Source organism: Mesorhizobium sp. M4B.F.Ca.ET.143.01.1.1 (assembly GCF_004792275.1).
GTDB classification, from domain to species: domain Bacteria; phylum Pseudomonadota; class Alphaproteobacteria; order Rhizobiales; family Rhizobiaceae; genus Mesorhizobium; species Mesorhizobium abyssinicae.
The window spans coordinates 1-17,869 of the sequence record NZ_SRSR01000019.1; the positions used below are offsets into that span (position 1 = coordinate 1).

The 17,869-nt window shown below is 56.3% G+C and carries 14 protein-coding genes and 3 pseudogenes; 15 read left to right on the plus strand and 2 right to left on the minus strand.

Annotated features, from left to right (window positions below):
* Nucleotides 1-54 precede the first annotated feature (54 nt).
* Nucleotides 55-394: pseudogene (locus EN786_RS30630) on the plus strand (ISAs1 family transposase).
* 799 nt (nt 395-1,193) lie between these two features.
* Here the strand turns inward: EN786_RS30630 and EN786_RS38815 are convergent.
* Together EN786_RS38815 and EN786_RS30645 are read right to left on the minus strand one after the other, a co-directional pair.
* Nucleotides 1,194-1,318 (minus strand): annotated as a pseudogene (locus EN786_RS38815) (IS701 family transposase); the annotation flags it as partial.
* A gap of 172 nt (nt 1,319-1,490) precedes the next feature.
* The gene (locus EN786_RS30645; RefSeq protein WP_135909236.1) at nt 1,491-2,132 is read right to left on the minus strand and encodes a hypothetical protein; all 642 of its coding nucleotides are present in this window, start codon (nt 2,130-2,132) and stop codon (nt 1,491-1,493) included.
* A gap of 572 nt (nt 2,133-2,704) precedes the next feature.
* Between EN786_RS30645 and EN786_RS30650 the strand changes: the two genes are divergently transcribed.
* The 14 genes and pseudogenes from EN786_RS30650 (at nt 2,705) to EN786_RS30725 (ending at nt 17,844) form a co-directional block, all read left to right on the plus strand.
* A complete protein-coding gene (locus tag EN786_RS30650) occupies nt 2,705-3,481 on the plus strand; it encodes an ABC transporter permease (protein ID WP_135909238.1) in 777 nt (258 codons plus the stop codon).
* An 85-nt stretch (nt 3,482-3,566) separates the two neighbouring features.
* On the plus strand, nt 3,567-4,517 hold the full coding sequence (locus EN786_RS30655) for an ABC transporter substrate-binding protein (RefSeq protein ID WP_189524314.1): 951 nt from the start codon (nt 3,567-3,569) through the stop codon (nt 4,515-4,517).
* Nucleotides 4,518-4,607: 90 nt separating this feature from the next.
* Nucleotides 4,608-5,408 (plus strand): ABC transporter permease, encoded by an 801-nt coding sequence (locus EN786_RS30660; protein WP_135909242.1) that lies wholly within the window; start codon nt 4,608-4,610, stop codon nt 5,406-5,408.
* Nucleotides 5,405-6,247: an ABC transporter ATP-binding protein gene (locus EN786_RS30665; protein WP_246688770.1), complete on the plus strand. Its 843-nt coding sequence runs from the start codon at nt 5,405-5,407 to the stop codon at nt 6,245-6,247. Before EN786_RS30660 ends, EN786_RS30665 begins: the two co-directional genes overlap by 4 nt.
* 183 nt (nt 6,248-6,430) lie before the next feature.
* The gene (locus EN786_RS30670; protein WP_135909244.1) at nt 6,431-6,982 is read left to right on the plus strand and encodes a GNAT family N-acetyltransferase; all 552 of its coding nucleotides are present in this window, start codon (nt 6,431-6,433) and stop codon (nt 6,980-6,982) included.
* A 213-nt stretch (nt 6,983-7,195) separates the two neighbouring features.
* Nucleotides 7,196-7,572 (plus strand): annotated as a pseudogene (locus tag EN786_RS39515) (integrase); the annotation flags it as partial.
* Nucleotides 7,573-9,157: 1,585 nt separating this feature from the next.
* Nucleotides 9,158-10,411, plus strand: a complete 1,254-nt coding sequence (locus EN786_RS30690; RefSeq protein WP_135909246.1) for an ABC transporter substrate-binding protein — start codon at nt 9,158-9,160, stop codon at nt 10,409-10,411.
* Between the two features lie 102 nt (nt 10,412-10,513).
* Nucleotides 10,514-11,500 (plus strand): sugar ABC transporter permease, encoded by a 987-nt coding sequence (locus tag EN786_RS30695; RefSeq protein ID WP_135909248.1) that lies wholly within the window; start codon nt 10,514-10,516, stop codon nt 11,498-11,500.
* Nucleotides 11,500-12,330 (plus strand): carbohydrate ABC transporter permease, encoded by an 831-nt coding sequence (locus EN786_RS30700; RefSeq protein WP_135909250.1) that lies wholly within the window; start codon nt 11,500-11,502, stop codon nt 12,328-12,330. Before EN786_RS30695 ends, EN786_RS30700 begins: the two co-directional genes overlap by 1 nt.
* Before the next feature lie 16 nt (nt 12,331-12,346).
* Nucleotides 12,347-13,378, plus strand: a complete 1,032-nt coding sequence (locus EN786_RS30705; protein ID WP_135909252.1) for an ABC transporter ATP-binding protein — start codon at nt 12,347-12,349, stop codon at nt 13,376-13,378.
* 95 nt (nt 13,379-13,473) lie between these two features.
* The gene (locus EN786_RS30710; RefSeq protein ID WP_135909254.1) at nt 13,474-14,232 is read left to right on the plus strand and encodes a ThuA domain-containing protein; all 759 of its coding nucleotides are present in this window, start codon (nt 13,474-13,476) and stop codon (nt 14,230-14,232) included.
* Between the two features lie 25 nt (nt 14,233-14,257).
* A complete protein-coding gene (locus EN786_RS30715; protein ID WP_135909256.1) occupies nt 14,258-15,385 on the plus strand; it encodes a Gfo/Idh/MocA family oxidoreductase in 1,128 nt (375 codons plus the stop codon).
* A gap of 174 nt (nt 15,386-15,559) precedes the next feature.
* Nucleotides 15,560-16,651, plus strand: a complete 1,092-nt coding sequence (locus EN786_RS30720; RefSeq protein ID WP_135909258.1) for an NAD(P)-dependent oxidoreductase — start codon at nt 15,560-15,562, stop codon at nt 16,649-16,651.
* Between the two features lie 545 nt (nt 16,652-17,196).
* Nucleotides 17,197-17,844, plus strand: a complete 648-nt coding sequence (locus tag EN786_RS30725) for an AraC family transcriptional regulator (RefSeq protein ID WP_246688783.1) — start codon at nt 17,197-17,199, stop codon at nt 17,842-17,844.
* Nucleotides 17,845-17,869: the final 25 nt, after the last annotated feature.

Below are 17,869 nucleotides of genomic sequence, written 5' to 3' on the forward strand. Positions count from 1 at the left end.
CCCGACGAGCCGCGCTTCAAGGGCCTCAGCACCATCGCCATGGTCGAGACCCGCATCGAGACCGGCGCCGAGGTCAGGGTCGAGCGGCGATGCTACATCTCCTCTCGCATCCTCACCGCAAAAACCTTCGCCGAGGCCGCCCGAGCCCATTGGGGGATCGAGAACGGGCTACACTGGGTTCTCGATGTCCAGTTCAAGGAGGATCAGTCCCGCCTGCGCCGCGGCCACGGCGCCACAAACATGGCCATGGTCCGCCACCTCGCCCTCAAACCTCATCCGAGCCATGCCCGGAAAACAATCCATCAAAGGAAAGCGAAAACTCGCAACCTGGGATACCGACTACCTGATGGCAGCTCTCCAACCCCGTAACCTGGACTCGTTGCCCTGGCCCTAACGGGCCTTCGCGCTTTGGAAGGTCTAGGCAGGCGAAGCAACGGCGTAGCAAACGCCCACGCTTCGTCGTCGTCTCCGCTCGGCACAACTTTCTGTGCCTTCTTGGCACCGATCATTTCAGCCCTCTAGATGCCGCAATGGGCCGGCGCTCCTCGCATAGCAGGAAGGCGCCTGTCCCTCAGAGTGATGATGTTGAAACGGGGGCCGATTGTGTCGGCCCCAAGCACCAAGCGAGGAACTCACGGACTATTATGCAGGACTTGATGTGTCGCTGGAACAGAGCAGCGTTTGCGTGGTCGTTTCATCGGGCAAGATCGTGCGAGAGACGAAGGTGGCGAGCGAGCCAGAGCACCGTTGCAGCATTTTGCCGAGTTGCTGCAGACACGGCATGTGAGGCAGCACTGTCGGCGATGCCAGTGAGACGGATCGCAAGGATGCCCGGGGATCGCGCAGTTGCTGCGCAGAGGCTGGTAGCCGTCCTGTGCACGCCAAGTCTGCAGATGCCCAGGAGGTGCGGGGACTGCTGGTAAGCCCGGAAGCCGTTGCAGGGCAAGTTGCTCGACGTGGAGCTCAGCATCCGCGGAATCCTACGCGGTTACGGGCTCAAGGTTGGCGAGGTGAGCCGGGGGGCGTTTCGAGGCGCGGATGCGCGATCTCATCGAAGGCCACGACATGCTTGCAGCACGGGCTGCATGTGGAACGAATTTACCCGGCTGCACAGCGCGATGCTGAAGATTGCCCGCGCCGATCCTGTCTGTCACCGGCTGACGAGCGCACCGGGTGTAGGAGCCCGCTTAGGTGAGGCCGCGCTTGGTGAGCGCCTGCCGAAAGGGGGCACTCAAGCCATATCCGGCACGCAGCCGAAGACACGCCGATTGCGCGAACCCCGGTCGATCTCGGCCAGCGCGATCTCGGGTTTGGTCCTGTAGGCACCCATTGCGCACACCGGCACGATCGAGCCGGGCGGGGCAGATTGACCTGCCGGCTTAAGGATCTGATTGCATGATGTGGCAGTCTTCGTGCTGACCACGGACAGAAGCATAATCCCAGGGGCGGGATGATCACTCGAAAGGGACTTGACGAGTAAGGAAGGGGTCTCAGGCAATTTCGATGAAGTTCTCGTTCATGCAGCGCCGATCAGTCGGGTTTGCAGGAGGTCGAGTTTTCCGCGTCCATACACTCTGGCGCTTCACGAGCTTGAGTTTCATAATTTGGCCCACTGTCTGGCGTTGACCAAGGTTCGGTGTCGTGGCGCGGACGGCTGCGCGGTCGCTAGTGATACCGCTGGCGAAGGACGCGATGACACTCGTGCTGGCATCAACGCTGCAGGGGATCGCCTCGATCCTTTTGCGGACCATCGAATGGAACCTGTCGATCAGGCAGCGTGCTTCGACCAGGACAGGACCTCCTGTCTCGATCGCGGCGATTGCCACCGTGTGGGACTTGGTCAGATGGTCCCGGACTGTCGTCATCAGCCGCGCGATCGTCCTGGCCGAGGGCACCTTTTGAATTTGATGATCGGAAGCGCGTTCGCCCCGCCGTCGGCGGGTTGACCACTCTGCGACCACGCGCAGGAACCGCGAGAGCCTTTGGCCTGCAGGCGTACAGCCGGAAGCCCATAGTTCGTCTAGCAATGGCAGTTGCGCATTCAGCGAACTCTGCCGAACCCGGAACACATCCGTCCGCTCACCACGGATCAGCTGGCGGACGAGGTTGCGGCTGTGGCCGCTTCGGCGCACGCTCTCCTTGATGGAACGCCTTCGCCAGCGAGCCTCATGATCACGACGTTGGTCTCCTCGCGCCGCAGGTAGCCCTCATATTGCAGCTTCTCGGCGCAAGTGAGCAGGTCCGGATCAACCTTGGTCGCGCCGATCCGGCGACAGTATCACGATCCGCCGCCGCTCCAGATCACATACAATGGCGCCGTAGCGATGGTTGCGGCGGAGGGCCCAGTCATCGATGCCGACAATACTGAGAGGATCGGTTTGACGCAGCTTCGTCGCAGCACCACCGGCAACAGAGTATCATTGCAATGACACGCTGCTGCGGTGGTACGGCAACGGGCCCGTTTACACGTTGGACGCGCAAAGCTGGATCCCCTGCAGGCTAATCGATGTAATATGAGCCAACGTCAGAAAGAGTGTGTCAGACCCTTTTGCGAGAAGAAACACTGGGTCCCGAACGTGATCGTTGAGTCGGCGAAACTTTCATTTTTCGAAAGCATCGGTGTTTCGGCTTGACTCAGGGTGTGGGAGATATATGCTGGAACGACATTCCAGATGTTGACGTGTTCCAAATAGGAGTGACTGGATTGGCGAAGCCTCTGAGGTTGAAGATAAGTGTACCAGATTGGCTGGTCACATTATTTTGGCTCTTGGTCCTCATTGCGGTTTGGTCGTCTGCAGTCCGGTTTTTGAAGATTCCTGACTACATCCTTCCAGGTCCGGAGCAAGTCCTCGGTTTGATTTTCTCTAAGCCGGTGTATTTCCTCACCATGACCGCTTCTACGCTTAAGGTCATAGCCGTGGGCTTTGCCAGTGGGGCCGCCGCTGCCATCCCCGTAGCCTTTGCGCTCGCGAAAATACAGTTGCTTGATCGAGCATTTTATCCCTTTGTCGTTTTCTTGCAGTCCATGCCGCAGATCGCGATAGTGCCCGTGTTGGTTATCTGGTTTGGATACGGCCTAACTCCGACATCTATTTTGGTGGGCTTCAGTGTCTTCTTCCCTATCTTGGTGAACGCCATTTCGGGAATAAGAAGCATCCCGGACCGTCTGTATTTCGTCACACGGACGATGGGAGCAAACGCGCTCCAAACTTTTCGATACATCGATTGGCCGACAATGCTTCCCTATCTGATGAGCGGCTTTCGTATCTCATTGGCGCTTGCCACTACGACCGCAGTTGTCGGTGAGCTGGTCGCCGCGAATGAAGGGCTGGGATTTGCCGCTCTAGAAGGCGTTAGATATCGAGATCCTGTGCAAGTCATCGCAGTAGTGCTGATAACATCTGTTGTCGGCGTCTCGCTCAACGCCGTCAGTCAGTTCGTAGAAAAACAAGTAACGCGAAAATATCGCGATCATGGTTAGCAACATCAGCAGTGTTAACTTAAGAAAGGGGAATACAATGCTTGGATACGGGAATTCTTCTCAGCGCATCACCAGGTTAGGGTGCTTGGCTGCGACTCTTGTGGCTTTTGCAATCTCGCCAGCAGTGGCCGCGGAAAAACTCAAGGTGACCCTCAACTGGACGCCAGACGATTCTAGTATTGGAATCGTCTACGCCGATGTTCTTGGCTATTATAAAGATGCCGGAATCGACCTCGAAATCGAATCCGGAAAGGGGTCGGGATCGACCTCCCAACTCGTCGCTGCCGGCAACACAGATGTCGGACTTGCCTCCGGTGCATCTGCGCTCGGGATAGCCGCAAAAGGGGCGCCAGTCAAAATCATTGCGCCCATTTATCAGAAGAATGGCTTCGGAATCGTTTCTCTCAAGGATACACCCATCTCGAAACCGAAAGATTTGGAGGGGAAAACGTTCGCTATCGGCCCTGCTTCCGCAAACATCCCTCTCTTTGAAGCGATGGTGAAGGTGAACGGGATCGATAAGTCGACGATCAACATGATCTTTGCTGATGACGCAAGCTTTATCGCGCTTCTGAATGAGAAGAAGGTCGACGCGGTCTCGGACGCACCGGGCGACCAAATGGTTCCGATGGAGTTCATGGGTGTCGAGACAAAGATCATGTATTACGCCGACATAGGCGTCCCTACAGTCGGCATGAGTCTCATCGCTCGGGATGATAAGCTCAAGCAGAATCCTGATCTCTATAAGAAGTTTATCGATGCTACTCTCAAGGGATACGCTGCAGTTGCCAAAAATCCTGACGCCGCCGTCGATGCGCTCTTCGAAAAATATCCTAACTCAGGAAAGAAAGACCGGGTATCGGTCTCGTTGAAAAAATACACCTTGTCCCTACTCTGCCTCCCGAGTTCGACAGGTTTGGGTAGGGCACCTGCCGAACTCTGGAAGAGTACTGGCCAAGCTCTCGATCTGGGCGACGGCGTTGGGGCCATGCATACCGAAGACTACCTTCCTACTGAAAATATCCCCTGTCCGTAACGAGACAGGCACAACGGTGGCGCGGGTACGGCGGCGCCACCGTTAATCGAGGCTTACATCGAGACCTAAATTTACAGTAAGAGTACATCAATGGCTAACGCACTCGCTGGACAACCCACAAAAGCGAACCCCTACATGACGACAGGGATCGAGCGGATTCTTCCCCCGGCTTTGGTATTGGTGTTGTTTGTCACCGCCTGGCAGTTCGGCAGTTACTGGTTTGACGTGCCAAAGTACCTTGTCCCTGCGCCATCTGACTTCATGGGCAGATTCGTTACTGATCGAAACGATCTCGCTTATAATTTTGCAGCCACGGGCTGGGTTGTTGTATGCGGCTTTTGTATCGCAACGCTTATTGCCATGCCGCTCGGACTGGCGATAGCTTCATTCCCCTCGCTGAGGCGAAGCCTATTGCCGGTTATCGTGTTCTTCGAAATCATACCTAAAACGATCACCGCCCCCCTTCTGATAGTGTGGTTTGGCTTCGGGTTCACGCCCCGCATTGCGTTGACCGCTGTCATGACGTTTTTTCCGATTCTGGTGAACAGTATCGCAGGCTTCTCAGCTATGAACCCACGTTTGAATTTGATTACCAGCTCGATGGGCGCGAGCTCATGGCAGACTTTTCGTTACATTCGACTTCCGGCTGCAATGCCGTTTATCTTTTCAGGCATGAAGATCGGCATGGTCTATGCGGTTTCGGGGTGCATAACTGCGGAACTCGTTGGCGCAAACCAAGGCCTCGAAGTTCTCATATTGTCGGCGGCGGGCTACATGGACGTCGCGCTCGTGTTCGCCGGAATCATGGCGACAGCTGGTCTCGCAATGTTGCTGACTGGAATCTTACTCGGATTTGAAAAGTGGACAATGCCCTGGAGGAATGACCAATGACCGGAGTGGTTAGCTTTCCGCAGCAGGTAACTACAAGCGAGGCAAAGCTCAGGGGTTTCGCGATGGCGCGAGAGACTCGCAAATCAATACACGCATCTGATGTCACCAAAACGTACGGAGGGTTCCGGGCGCTAGGGCCGGTTAGCGTCGAAATCGGCGAGGGAGAGTTTGTAAGCATCCTCGGTCCCTCCGGGTGTGGCAAGAGCACGCTTATGCTGATCATTGCGGGCCTGCTTCAGCCAACGGAAGGGTCAGTTGAGATCAATGGGAGAGTCCTTAACAAGCCTATGACTGATGTTGGAATTGTCTTCCAGGATCACTTGCTGCTGGAATTCCGGACTGCGATGGAGAACGTGCTTCTTCAACAAGAAATTCGACGACTTGACCGCGCCTCAACTCAAAAGCGTGCAATTGAGCTCTTCGGGAAACTTGGGTTGACCGGAGCTGAGGTCCGCTATCCGCGGCAGTTGTCGGGTGGAATGCAGCAGCGCGTCGCCATCGCTCGCGCGTTAGTGCATGATCCCGCAGTTTTGCTGATGGATGAACCGTTCGGTGCACTTGACGCCATTTCGCGCACGCAGATCCGCCACGACCTTGAGACGCTGTGGTTGGAGACGCGTAAAAGCGTTTTGTTCATCACCCATTCGATTGAGGAAGCTATCGGTTTATCGGACCGGATTTTGGTGATGTCGAACTCCCCAGGGAGAGTCGTTGAAGAAATCCGGATTGATCTGCCGAGGCCTCGACCGGCTTACCTTGGCCAGTATCCCGAGTTCGCCAAGTATGCCGACGAAATTTATAAGACGTTCGAAGCGCTGGGCGTTTATCGCTTCAAATGAGGCAGAAGCGACTTGCGACGGAGCCCAGATCGCTTCGAGGCCACGGTCGATGGAGCTTAGCCTAAAAATACGGGCCAACATAGATGTTACGGCTATTTGCAAGGCCGCGCGGCCGGCCTCGAACGACTGCGGCTGCTCAACTGGAACGATCTTTGATATCGCCGGCGGGACGAGGACCTACTGATGGACGTGCGGACAAAACGCCTTCAGCTGCGGGAATGGATGGACGAAGATGTCGACCCGATCGCTCAAATGGTTGACGATCCTAAAGGTGGGAAGTACCTCACGAAATTCGGCGATCGGGCAGCGATTGACGCCTGGATAAAGGCCGAGCGCGAGCATTTCAAAACGCATGGCTATGGGCTTTGGGCAATCGAGCGTTTGGGTGCTGCAGGGATCATCGGCTTCTGCGGTCTTATTGACGTTTCCTATCAAGAACATTTCACTCCAGCCGTTGAAATCTCTTGGAGGTTGCGTCCAGATCACTGGGGGCATGGATATGCAACCGAGGCCGCCACTGCAGTTCTTGACTTCGGGTTCGAAAGTTTAAAGTTGAACCAGATCGTCGCGAACGCCGCAGTGGACAACGTCGCCTCACGACGGGTTATGGAACGCATTGGCATGTCGCACGATCCAAACGATGACTTCGACCATCCACTCAAGGCAGCCGATGATCCCTTGCGGCGCCAAGTCCTTTACAGGCTCACGTATCAAGATTGGCGCCAGAAACATTAGCCGCGCATCTTCGTGTCGCATCTTTTATACGCCCTCCCAAGGCGCACCGGCCCGGCAGGTAGCTTAGTCTCCTGCCGGGCTTTCAATTTAGTCCCTGCGCTCAGGCATTTCGGACTCGGCGGCTGTTTTGCTAGCAACGGAAATTTGTATCCCCACGGTGACGTACGGTGACGGGCGGCTTGCTGAGGTAGGCTGAAGGCTGCAAGTCCTAGTGCAAGCACTACAAGTAGCCCTGTGACGAAGCATCAGATCGAAGTGATCACGTCGGTCGAGCGGCGCCGGCGCAGGGCGGCAGATTGCTGCACCAATACGTGCACCGGGTGTTCTGGCAGCTGTCGCGACAGATCGGTCTGCGGCAGCGGGGGCAGCGCAATGGTCCGCGGATTCACAATCTTCGTTCATCGTTTCGCCGTCCAGGCCCTGACCAACTGGTATCGTGCGGGCGAAGATGTCGAGCGGGAACTGCCGGTCCTCTCGACCTTTCGCGGCCACGCCAATGTTCGCGACACCTACTGGTATCTATCCGCCGCGCCGGAGCTAATGACCATGCCGCGCGACTGCTGGATAAGCGGTGGGAGGTTCGCTCATGAGTGCCTCGAACGATCTGGCCGTGCTGATCGAGCGGTGGTTCACCGATCGGCTCATGCGACATCGAGGCGTAAGCTCCAACACCATCGCCTCCTACCGGGAGACCTTCCGGCTCCTGTTTGCATTTGCGCAAACACGCCTTGGCAGGTCTCCGTCGCAGCTGACACTGCGGGATTTGGACGCGCCTGCATCGGCGCATTTCTGGAGGACCTCGAGACACGGCGATCCGCCTCAGTGAGACCTCCGCCTCACGGCCATTCGGTCTTTCTTCAGGTATGCGTCGTTCGAGGAGCCGGCCCATAGCGCTCAGATTCAACGCGTGCTTGCGATCCCGAGCAAGCGATGCGACAAGCGACAGCTTCAGTTTCTCACCAGGCCCGAGGTTGAAAGCGATCCTGGCCTGTCCGGATCGCAGCACATGGCTGTACTCCCTGAACTTGGCGCTGGAGGCTCTGCTGGCGCCCTGCTGGTGGTCGCTTCAGCGGCGTACTTTTTCCTCTTCGCGAGCGCCGAGTCTGACCTTTTGGAGGAATTCAACGCCCGGCAGTCGCTCTCAATTTGAAGCAGAGAAACGGTCCCATCGTCGTCAAGGTCTCGGATACCTGAAAAGAATGTCGAGGGTTTCCCGGACCTGATGCGCGTGCGCCGGCATGTACACAAGCCGCGTCGGCGCCCGGCACTGGACGCTTCAGCGCAACTTTCAGAAGCCTGTGAAATGGACAGAAACGTTCCGCACGCGACCTGGACAGACTACCGCCTCAACCATCGTCTCACGACAGAGGATAAGCAACTGGAAGACCGTGTTCTCCAATTGCACGGGGGAGAGCTTCCTCTAGTGACGTTATCGATTGACCGACCAACAAGCCCCGTTCGAAAAGCCGATCAAACGCCCTCCATTCTCTCCCACCGTTGACCATTCGTGACCGGGTTACTCGCGGGTAGGTGCTTATCTTAACATCCAGCTGGTGTATCGAATCGCCCCGTTGAGTGGCGATAGCGCTATTTGGAACGAATATCGATCCAGTCGTCACGACCGCGCGGTCAAGATTGGAGGCCTTCGCATGAACGGCTGAAAGCCCGAAAAAGGTTATCGTCACAGAGCAGGTCCCCTCGGCGCCGGCTATCTTGCCCACCGCTGGAAGAATAGTTCCTCTGTTCAGAGCTTGGTCCGTATTTAGACAGTCGTCGAGAAGTTCGAAATGGTTCCAAATACCTCCGTCGGAAGCACTGCACTCATTGCATGCTTTGGTTGCTGCCAAGCAGCTAGTACTGACGACTCCTTGCGGTGTTTGTCTCTTGAGAACTTTTCGAACTCAAATGCCGGCTGAACACGGAAATCGAAACGACAATCTCTTCAATCGCACTACCGCATCGGCAGGATGCTGCGTTGGCTCCCCACGCCATCGCGTAGGGGCGCGGCGCTGATAAGCCTATTGACACGGAACTAAGTTCTTGTAGAATGACGTTCCATATGAACATTCATTCCATAAAACGTCCGGAGGCATTTAGCTTTTGGCGCTTTTGCCTCCCGCTATACGCTGCCAAAGCAGCGCGTTTACCAAGCAATCAAAATGTGAAGGTGGGACAATGCAATCTTTCGTGAAGGCCTTAGGTCTCGGCGCCGCGATGGCGTTCGTCGCCAATATTGCCAGCGCCGCCGAATTGACGTTTGCAACCGGCTGGGGGTTTGACTTCTATACGGCGGAGATCGCCAAGTTTGAGAAGCTCACAGGTAACAAGGTCAATCTCATACACTTGCCGTCCGGAGATGAGGCCAAGGTAAGCCAGTACCGCCTTTGGCTCGCGGCGGGAGACAAGAGCATTGACGTTCTACGTATGGATAACATCTGGCTGCCGGGATTTGTTAACAACCTGGTTGACCTCACTGACCCAACCAAGGATGTGATTGGCGAGCACTTTCCCTCAGTTGTTACCGCGTTGTCAGTCGACGGTAAGCTCCTCGCGATGCCGATGGAGTCCGATGGGGCGCTGCTCTTCTATCGCAAGGACTTGCTGGAAAAATACGGTAAGCAGCCGCCAAAAACCTGGGATGAGCTGACGGCAACCGCCAAAGAAATCCAGGATAAGGAACGCGCCGCCGGTAATCCGGACATGTGGGGCTATCTTTTCCAAGGAAAGGGCGCTGAAGAACTGACCTGCAATGCTCTGGAATGGACTAATTCATCCGGCGGCGGAAACATCGTGGAGCCAGATGGGACGATTTCAATTAACAACGCGAAGGCGGCCGCCGCCATCGATCGGGCCAAAGGGTGGATAGGCACGATCTCCCCGCCGGGGGTTCCTGCCCACGATTCGGAAGCATCGCGCGGCATCTGGCAAGCGGGCAATGCGGTGTTTATGCGCAATTGGCTCTATGTCTGGGGACTCGGCAACGAAGCCGACAGCCCAATCAAGGGCAAGTTTGATGTAGTGCCATTGCCTTCCGACCCCGGCGAAAAATCGGCACCTACTGTGGGTGTGAAGGGAAACGCAGTATCAATATATTCCGAGCACCAGAAAGAGGCGATCGAATTCGTCAAGTTCCTGGCTTCCGGGGAAGTGCAGAAAGCTGCCGTACTCGAGCTTGGATCAATTCCAACGCGCTCGTCGCTTTTTGACGACAAAGACATCGTAGCTGCCATGCCCTTTATTCCCACTATGAGAGGGGGGCTTGAAGGGGGGCTGGTGCGACCGTCGCCGATCATGAAGACCAAGTACAACGAGGCTTCTAACAACTTCTGGATCGCCGTCAACAACACGCTCGCTGGCAAGGGTACAGCTGCCGACAATCTTGGGCAGCTTGAGGTCCAGCTCACCGATCTGAAAGGCAGCGGTTGGTGATGCTCCCCCGGCGGAGCAGCTCGTCTGCTCATGTTTCAAGGATGGCGGCCGCGCAAGGCTGCCATTCTTACATCTGAGCCAGAAATCGAGAAGTCTAGTGTAATGGCCGATATTTTTGTTGTGGAAACGCCGACTGCCGGTGGGCGCCACCCACCTACTAAGTCAAGTTTACATGCGCAGCGTGTAAGCTCGGCGTGGGTTTTCGTGGCACCCTCCCTAATGGTGTTGGCGCTTGTCGCCGTATGGCCGCTGGCCCGAACGATCTATTTCAGCCTTACCAATGCCGCCCTCGGCAACTTCGCCGAAACACAATTTATTGGTTTCCAGAACTACCTCGGTTGGAGCACACTACCTAGTGGACGCACGATCTACCGCGGACTACTCGCCGATCCCGTTTGGTGGCACGCTGTTTGGAACACTCTGAAGTTCACAGCGATTTCAGTTCTTTGGGAGACGGTGCTCGGCCTTATCGTAGCTCTTACGTTAAATGCCCAGTTTCCTGGACGGGCAATTGTGCGCGCAGCCATTCTAGTGCCGTGGGCGCTTCCAGGCGTTGTGGCAGCAAATATGTGGGCGTGGATGTTCAACGACCAGTTTGGCATAATTAACGACATCCTGCTGCATCTCGGAGTGATCGACCATAAGATCGCCTGGATGGCTAATACTGACACAATGATGCCTGTTGTGCTTGTCGTTGCGGTCTGGATGGGAACGCCCTTTACAGCGCTTCTCGTTCTCGCTGCGCTGCAGACTGTTCCCAACGATATCTACGAGTCAGCGAAGATAGATGGCGTTCACCCGTTGAAGGTATTTTGGCGGGTAACCCTGCCACTAATCCGTCCGGCGGTAATGGTCGCGGTAATTTTCCGAATCCTAAATGCGCTGCGTGTCTTTGATCTAATTTACGTGATGACGCCTAGCAGTTCGGAGACTGCGACTATGTCCATACTCACTCAACAGTACTTGTTCGGCTTTGACCGATTCGGCTACGGCTGTGCCGCCTCGACCGTGCTCTTTCTTATCCTGGCGTGCATCGCGGTCGCTTACATTTGGGTCGGCCGGGTCAACCTTGGGGGGGAGGGACGCTGATGTTCGTCTCCTTCGTTAAGCGGATCGCCTTCTACGCACTTGTCATTGTGATTTTTGCCCTTTCAATCTTTCCCCTATATTACGCAATATTGACTAGTTTCAAGTCCGGTACTGATCTGTTTCGGCCGGACTATTGGCCAACTTCTTTGAATCTCAAGAATTACGTAGCAATCTTTTCGAGCGTGACATTCGTGAGAAGTTTACTTAACTCGGTCCTGGTAGCTTCGTCGGTTGTGGGACTTTCACTTCTCCTCTCCCTTACGGCGGCTTATGCATTAGGGCGGGTGAGCTTCCGCGGACGCTCGTTACTCCTCATGACGATCTTGTCGGTATCCATGTTCCCGCAGGTGGCAGTGCTCGCGGGTCTCTTCGAGCTCATCCGCTGGGCCGGGATCTACAACACGCCGTTTGCTCTGATCTCCTCGTACCTGATTTTTACGCTGCCGTTCACCATTTGGGTGCTGACGGCCTTCATGCGCGACCTTCCCATTGAAATCGAGGAGGCCGCGATTGTCGATGGTGCCTCACCCTGGGTAATCGTCACGCGCGTTTTCTTGCCATTGATGTGGCCTGCGATTGTAACCACCGGGCTGCTGGCCTTTATCGGCGCTTGGGGCGAGTTCGTATTCGCGCTTACTTTTACCTCGTCCGATTCACAGCGCACAGTTCCTGTCGCAATCGCTTCGTTCACAGGCCGCGGCGAGCGCGAAGTTCCTTGGGGTAATCTAATGGCCGCATCCGTGGTCGTCACGACACCAATCGTGGTTCTAGTGCTGATCTTTCAGCGCCGCATTATTTCCGGCCTGACAGCCGGCAGCGTCAAGGGCTGAAGACTAGGAGGAGATTATGGCCAAGTTGCAACTGAATGAAGTCCGCAAGTCCTTCGGTGCCGTCGAAGTGATCAAAGGCGTGAACATGGAAATCCGCTCAGGCGAGTTTATGGTTTTCGTAGGACCGTCGGGTTGTGGCAAGTCTACTCTGCTTCGATTGATCGCTGGCCTTGAGGAGATCAGTTCAGGGACCGTCGCGTTTGACAGCCAAATTGTCAACAACCTCGCCCCATCCAAAAGAGGTATAGCGATGGTGTTCCAGTCGTATGCTCTGTACCCGCATATGACTGTTTTCGAGAACATGTCATTCGGGTTGCAGCTTGCAGGCGCAAGTAAAGTGGAGCGGAGGCGAAGGGTAGAGACAGCAGCCGAGATGCTGCAGCTTACTCCTTATCTCAAGAGGCTTCCGCGCCAGCTCTCCGGCGGGCAGCGACAACGAGTAGCGATCGGTCGTGCAATCGTCCGCAATCCAAGAGTTTTTCTCTTCGACGAGCCGCTTTCGAACCTCGATGCGGCACTGCGTGTGGAGACGCGTATCGAGATCGCCAGGCTGCACCAGAGCATGGAAAATACCACCATGATCTACGTGACTCACGATCAGGTTGAAGCCATGACACTCGCAGACCGGATCTGCGTTCTACGAGACGGCTTAGTCGAGCAAATCGGCACCCCAATCGAGCTTTACGAGCGTCCAAAGTCGCTTTTCGTTGCAGGATTCATAGGTTCACCGAAGATGAACTTCCTCTCGGGAGAGCCCGCCAAGAAGCGTAATGTGCACACGATTGGTATCCGGGCCGAGCACTTGAACATAACCGAACACGGCGAATGGACTGGTACCATCGTTCACTCTGAAGTGCTTGGCTCGGACAGCTACGTCTACGCCGACATCGGATCCGCGGCGAATCAGCCGGTCATCGTCCGAGAGAACAGCACTTCGAAGCATCAGGTCGCCAAGACGGTCCGAATTTCGCCGATCGAGGATCATGTACATCACTTCGATGCACAGGGGCAAGCAATCGGGCGAATCGCGCTGCAAGGGGCGGCATAGGTCGTCCACCGAGCCACCAAAACGGGCTTCAAGGTGCCGCTCGCCTGGAAATTCGGGGCGACCGGCGGCCGACGACCAATCACAGGAGACTGAGTATGACTACTAACGCCGTTGTTTGGGGCGAAAATGTGCACGAACAAAATAAGCCCGGTGTCCGCGAACTCTATCCGGACGGGATGCACGGTACGATCGCCGCTGCTCTTAACGCAGATCCGGCAATAAGGGCCACGACGGCGACGCTCCAAGAACCGGAACATGGTTTGACTGAGAGCCGGCTAGCCTCGACCGACGTTCTCGTATGGTGGGGACACACCGCACACAAGGCAGTCGCCGACGAGATCGTGGATCGCGTTGTCAACCGAGTTTGGGAGGGAATGGGTCTTATTCTACTCCATTCCGCTCACTATTCGAAACTGTTCAAGCGGCTGATGGGGACGCCGGGCACGTTGAGTTACCGTGAGGCAGCAGAGCGCGAGCGCATTTGGGTAGTCAATCCGCGTCATCCCATTGCTGAAGGGCTGGGTGAATATTTTACCTTGGAGCATGAGGAGATGTACGGCGAGCCGTTTGCTGCACCGGAGCCGCTTGAGACGGTGTTTATATCCTGGTTTTCAGGAGGCGAGGTCTTCCGGTCAGGACTTACATGGCGTCGCGGTGCTGGAAACATCTTCTATTTCCGACCGGGTCACGAGACCTATCCGACCTATCACGATCAAGTGGTACATAAGGTGCTGAGCAACGCGGTTAAGTGGGCGCACACTCCGCAAATCGCCTATTCGAGGGTCCATCAGTCGCCGCATGTACCCGTCGAGAATGCGCTAGAGCCAATCGTCGATCACAATCCGAAATTCTAATAGCTTAGCAAGGCAGGAGGAATAAATGCGACTGCTCATTGTCGGCACAGGCGGAAGAGCAAACCGCCACGCGATCGAATTTGGGAAGATCGCAGCGGTCAAGATAGTAGGTGCCGTGGACGTAGACCCAGCGCGCCTCAAAACGTACGCAGCCAAGTACAACATCGAGCACACCTTCGCCTCACTCGAAGAGGCGATTACCTGGGGCCAGTTCGACGCGGCAGCGAATGTGACATCGGACCGCGCCCATTATCCGACAACCATGGCTCTAATTGCTGCTGGCAAGCACGTACTCTGCGAGAAGCCACTCGCTGAAAATTACGAGCAGGCTCGAGAAATGGCCACGGCGGCAGAGCGTGCTGGTCTTATTGGAATGGTGAACTTTAGCTTTCGTGATGATGCCCCCTTGCAGAGAGCGCGCGAGATTGTGCTTTCAGGGGAGATCGGCCGTGTCTTGCACCTGGATGGGTCCTTTCTGCAGAGCTGGTTAGTTTGCAGCAACTGGAGAAATGAGCCGGAATCGCTCTGGCGGCTTTCAACGAAACACGGTTCTAACGGCGTTCTTGGTGACCTTGGTATTCATGTTCTAGACTGTGCCGCCTTTGCGGCAGACAGCCCCATCGAGCGAGTGTTCGCCCGACTGAAAGCCTTCGAAAAGGTTCGAGACAACCGTGTTGGCGAGTACGAGCTAGACGCAAACGATAGCCTCGCAGTAACGGTGGAGCTTGAGAATGGCGCCATTGGCGTTATTCAGGCCAGTCGCTGGGCTACTGGTTATACGAACGAGTTGAAGTTGAGGCTATTTGGGGACAAAGGGGCTCTGGAGGTGCTCAGTACATCGGAAGGCTCAACTCTGCGGGCATGTTTAGGAGAGAACGTCCATAGCGGAGTGTGGCGAGAGATTGCCGTCGAGGAGATGGCGACGAACATCTACTCGTGTTTCGTAAAAGCTGTGGAGACCGGAGAGAATGTCGAACCAGGATTTAGGTACGCCGCAAACTTGCAGAGGGTGGTGGACCTCGCGATCCAGACGGAGCGCCAGCGCATCGAGCTCGGTGTGCGGGATGCCGGCACCCACCAACATGAGCACCTCGCTCTGATTCTAGACGGGGCCGACGCCAGCCCCTATCAGAAACGCTCCAAGCCTGGCTAGCCGACAGCCAACTGTTGGCTCTTATCATAGCCCGGCTGCGCCGCCAGCGCTCAGCCCGACCATAATAGCAAGCCACTTTGCAGCCCATAAGGGTTGCGTTCCAATCTCGACAACCGAGGTGCAAGTCGCTTTCGAATTGCAACCAAGAATGCTACCAAGGAAAGGCCTATCGAAATGGTCGCGGAACATGTGAAGAGTGTCATCCTTTCCAACAGCCCGTCCAGCTTGGAATGGATCAAACGCGGCGCCGCACTACTGAAGTCCAAAGGGGCCACCATCACGATATCGCTCGGCAGCCCGTCGTGGCGGGACGAACTGCTTTCTGCCCTGTCTGATGCCGATTTGCTTTTGGTTGCCCCGTGGTTGCTGCCGGAAATCACCATGGATCGCGCTTTGCTCGACGGTGCGCCTCGCTTAAAGGCAATCGGGGGAACTTTCGACAACCGTTTTTCCAGTTTCGTTTCGGTCGATGCACTCACCGAGCGCGGAATCGTCTTGATCGACACCTCGCGCTCGATGTCGCCGAGCATTGCGGAATTTGCATTAGCTCAAACACTCAATCTGTTGCGCGATATTCCGACAGCGGTTGCACTCATGCGGGCGGGCGGCTGGAAGCCATCTGAGGCAGACCCGCTAGCGTATGTCCATGGCGACCTCGCTGGCAAGAAGGTCGGGCTCGCTGGCTACGGCGCAATCAACAGGCGGTATCACCAGTTGATCAACGGTTTCGGCTGCCAGGTCTCTGCCTACGATCCGATGCTCGACTCGTCCCGGGCGGAACGGCTTGGGTTAACTTATACGGGTTCGCTCGAGGAGCTCGCAGCCGCCTCGGAGGTCTTCGTCGTAGGCATTCCACCCCTAAAATCCTCGCTGCGCGCGATCGGCAAATCGGTTTTCGACGCTCTGCCCATCGGTGGCCTGTTCGTACTCGTGAGCCGCATGGGCGTGGTTGACGAACCGGCGCTGTGGGATACAGTCGACAAGCGCGGCCTTAGGGCCGCTATCGACGTCTTCGGCGCCGAGCCGGTGCCCCCGGACGCGCCATTCCGCTTCGATCCCAACGTGCTGCCAACGCCGCACATTGCTGGAGCCCCGTTCTACCAGCATGAGCGCTGCTTCTACGATGCTTGCCTGGACTGCCTCGCGGCGATCGAGGGACAGCCGCGCCGCTTTGAAGCAACGCGGACTGATGAGAGCATGTATATGGGGGTACGCGGCAATACGCCGAAGCCGCGGAAGGCACCGGCAGCCGAGCCGTCGGTATGAATGGCGGAGTCGGTGGCGTAGTGGTCCGAGGGGAAGTACGGACTGGAGGCGTGCGCACCGGGACAGGCGGATGAGATCGAAGCTGAGCCATCGAATTCGTTTCTCCGCTCACGCAGCGCGAGCTTTGGGCAAAAGACGGAGAAGTAGCTCGCACGGCGCTCGCGCTTGAAGCTTGCCCGGTCTGCGGGCAGCGAGCCCTAGACAGCCATCGTGTTGTCAATCACTCCCGGCTCCCCCACTCGGCGTGTGGCCACCCGAGCCGCGTCCGCATTTGCTCAATCCGAAGATCAGCTAACTATGATTGAAGGAGCAGGCGACCGGCCTGTCGTCCATCACGTCGGTGACATCGTCATCAAGCCGGTTTCGAACTTGGACCGCGTACGATCCCGGATTACGAGCTCGTTTATTTTCCGGCCGGTACGGGAACCGAATACGAGCTGAAGGGTAAGCTCTTCTGACTGAACGTTCCCTGCTTCGTCTTCAGCCGCCCGGGAGAAAGCCACCTCTACCGGTTCGCCCAAGAGAAGGACGTCCGGCATTTGTTTGTGCATTTCGACTATTCGCCGCTGCGCCACGCCGAATCCCGGCTCATGCCGCTGTTGAACATGAACGTGCTCTCTGTAGACAGCAACGACCTCGTACCCGGTCTGATCAAGCAAATTCTCCGAGTGGCCAACAATCAGCCGCCGTATTGGAAGAAGCGAATCACCGTCTTGCTGGACGCTATTTTGGAGGAACTTTGCGCAACTTCGGATTCCGCCTCGAGGGAGAAGGAGCATCCGCTGCCGATTCAGATAGCTGAAGCAATCGCCTACATGGAGGAACACCTAGCGGAGCCTTTGACGATCGAAGCGATCGCCCGGAAATCCGGCTGGTCGCACGAGCATTTTACGAGGATGTTCGTCGCTTCCATCGGCATCTCACCGAAGCGGGCGCTGCTCGAGCGCAGACTTCTGCGCGCCGAGCAGCTGATGACGAACGGAAAGTGGGCGATCAAACAAATTTCCTACGGGGTCGGATTTCGGGACGAACACCACTTTTCCAAAATGTACAAGCAAATCCGCGGGATCACGGCTTCCGACTACATCGAACGGTGCAAGGATCCGCAGTTTCGCCATGGTGCCGCCGCGGTTGATCTGGAAACCCGCTATCCCCTTAACCGTCATATTTCGATTGATAGCGATATCAAATAAACACATCGTTTTCCGTTTTCCCTCC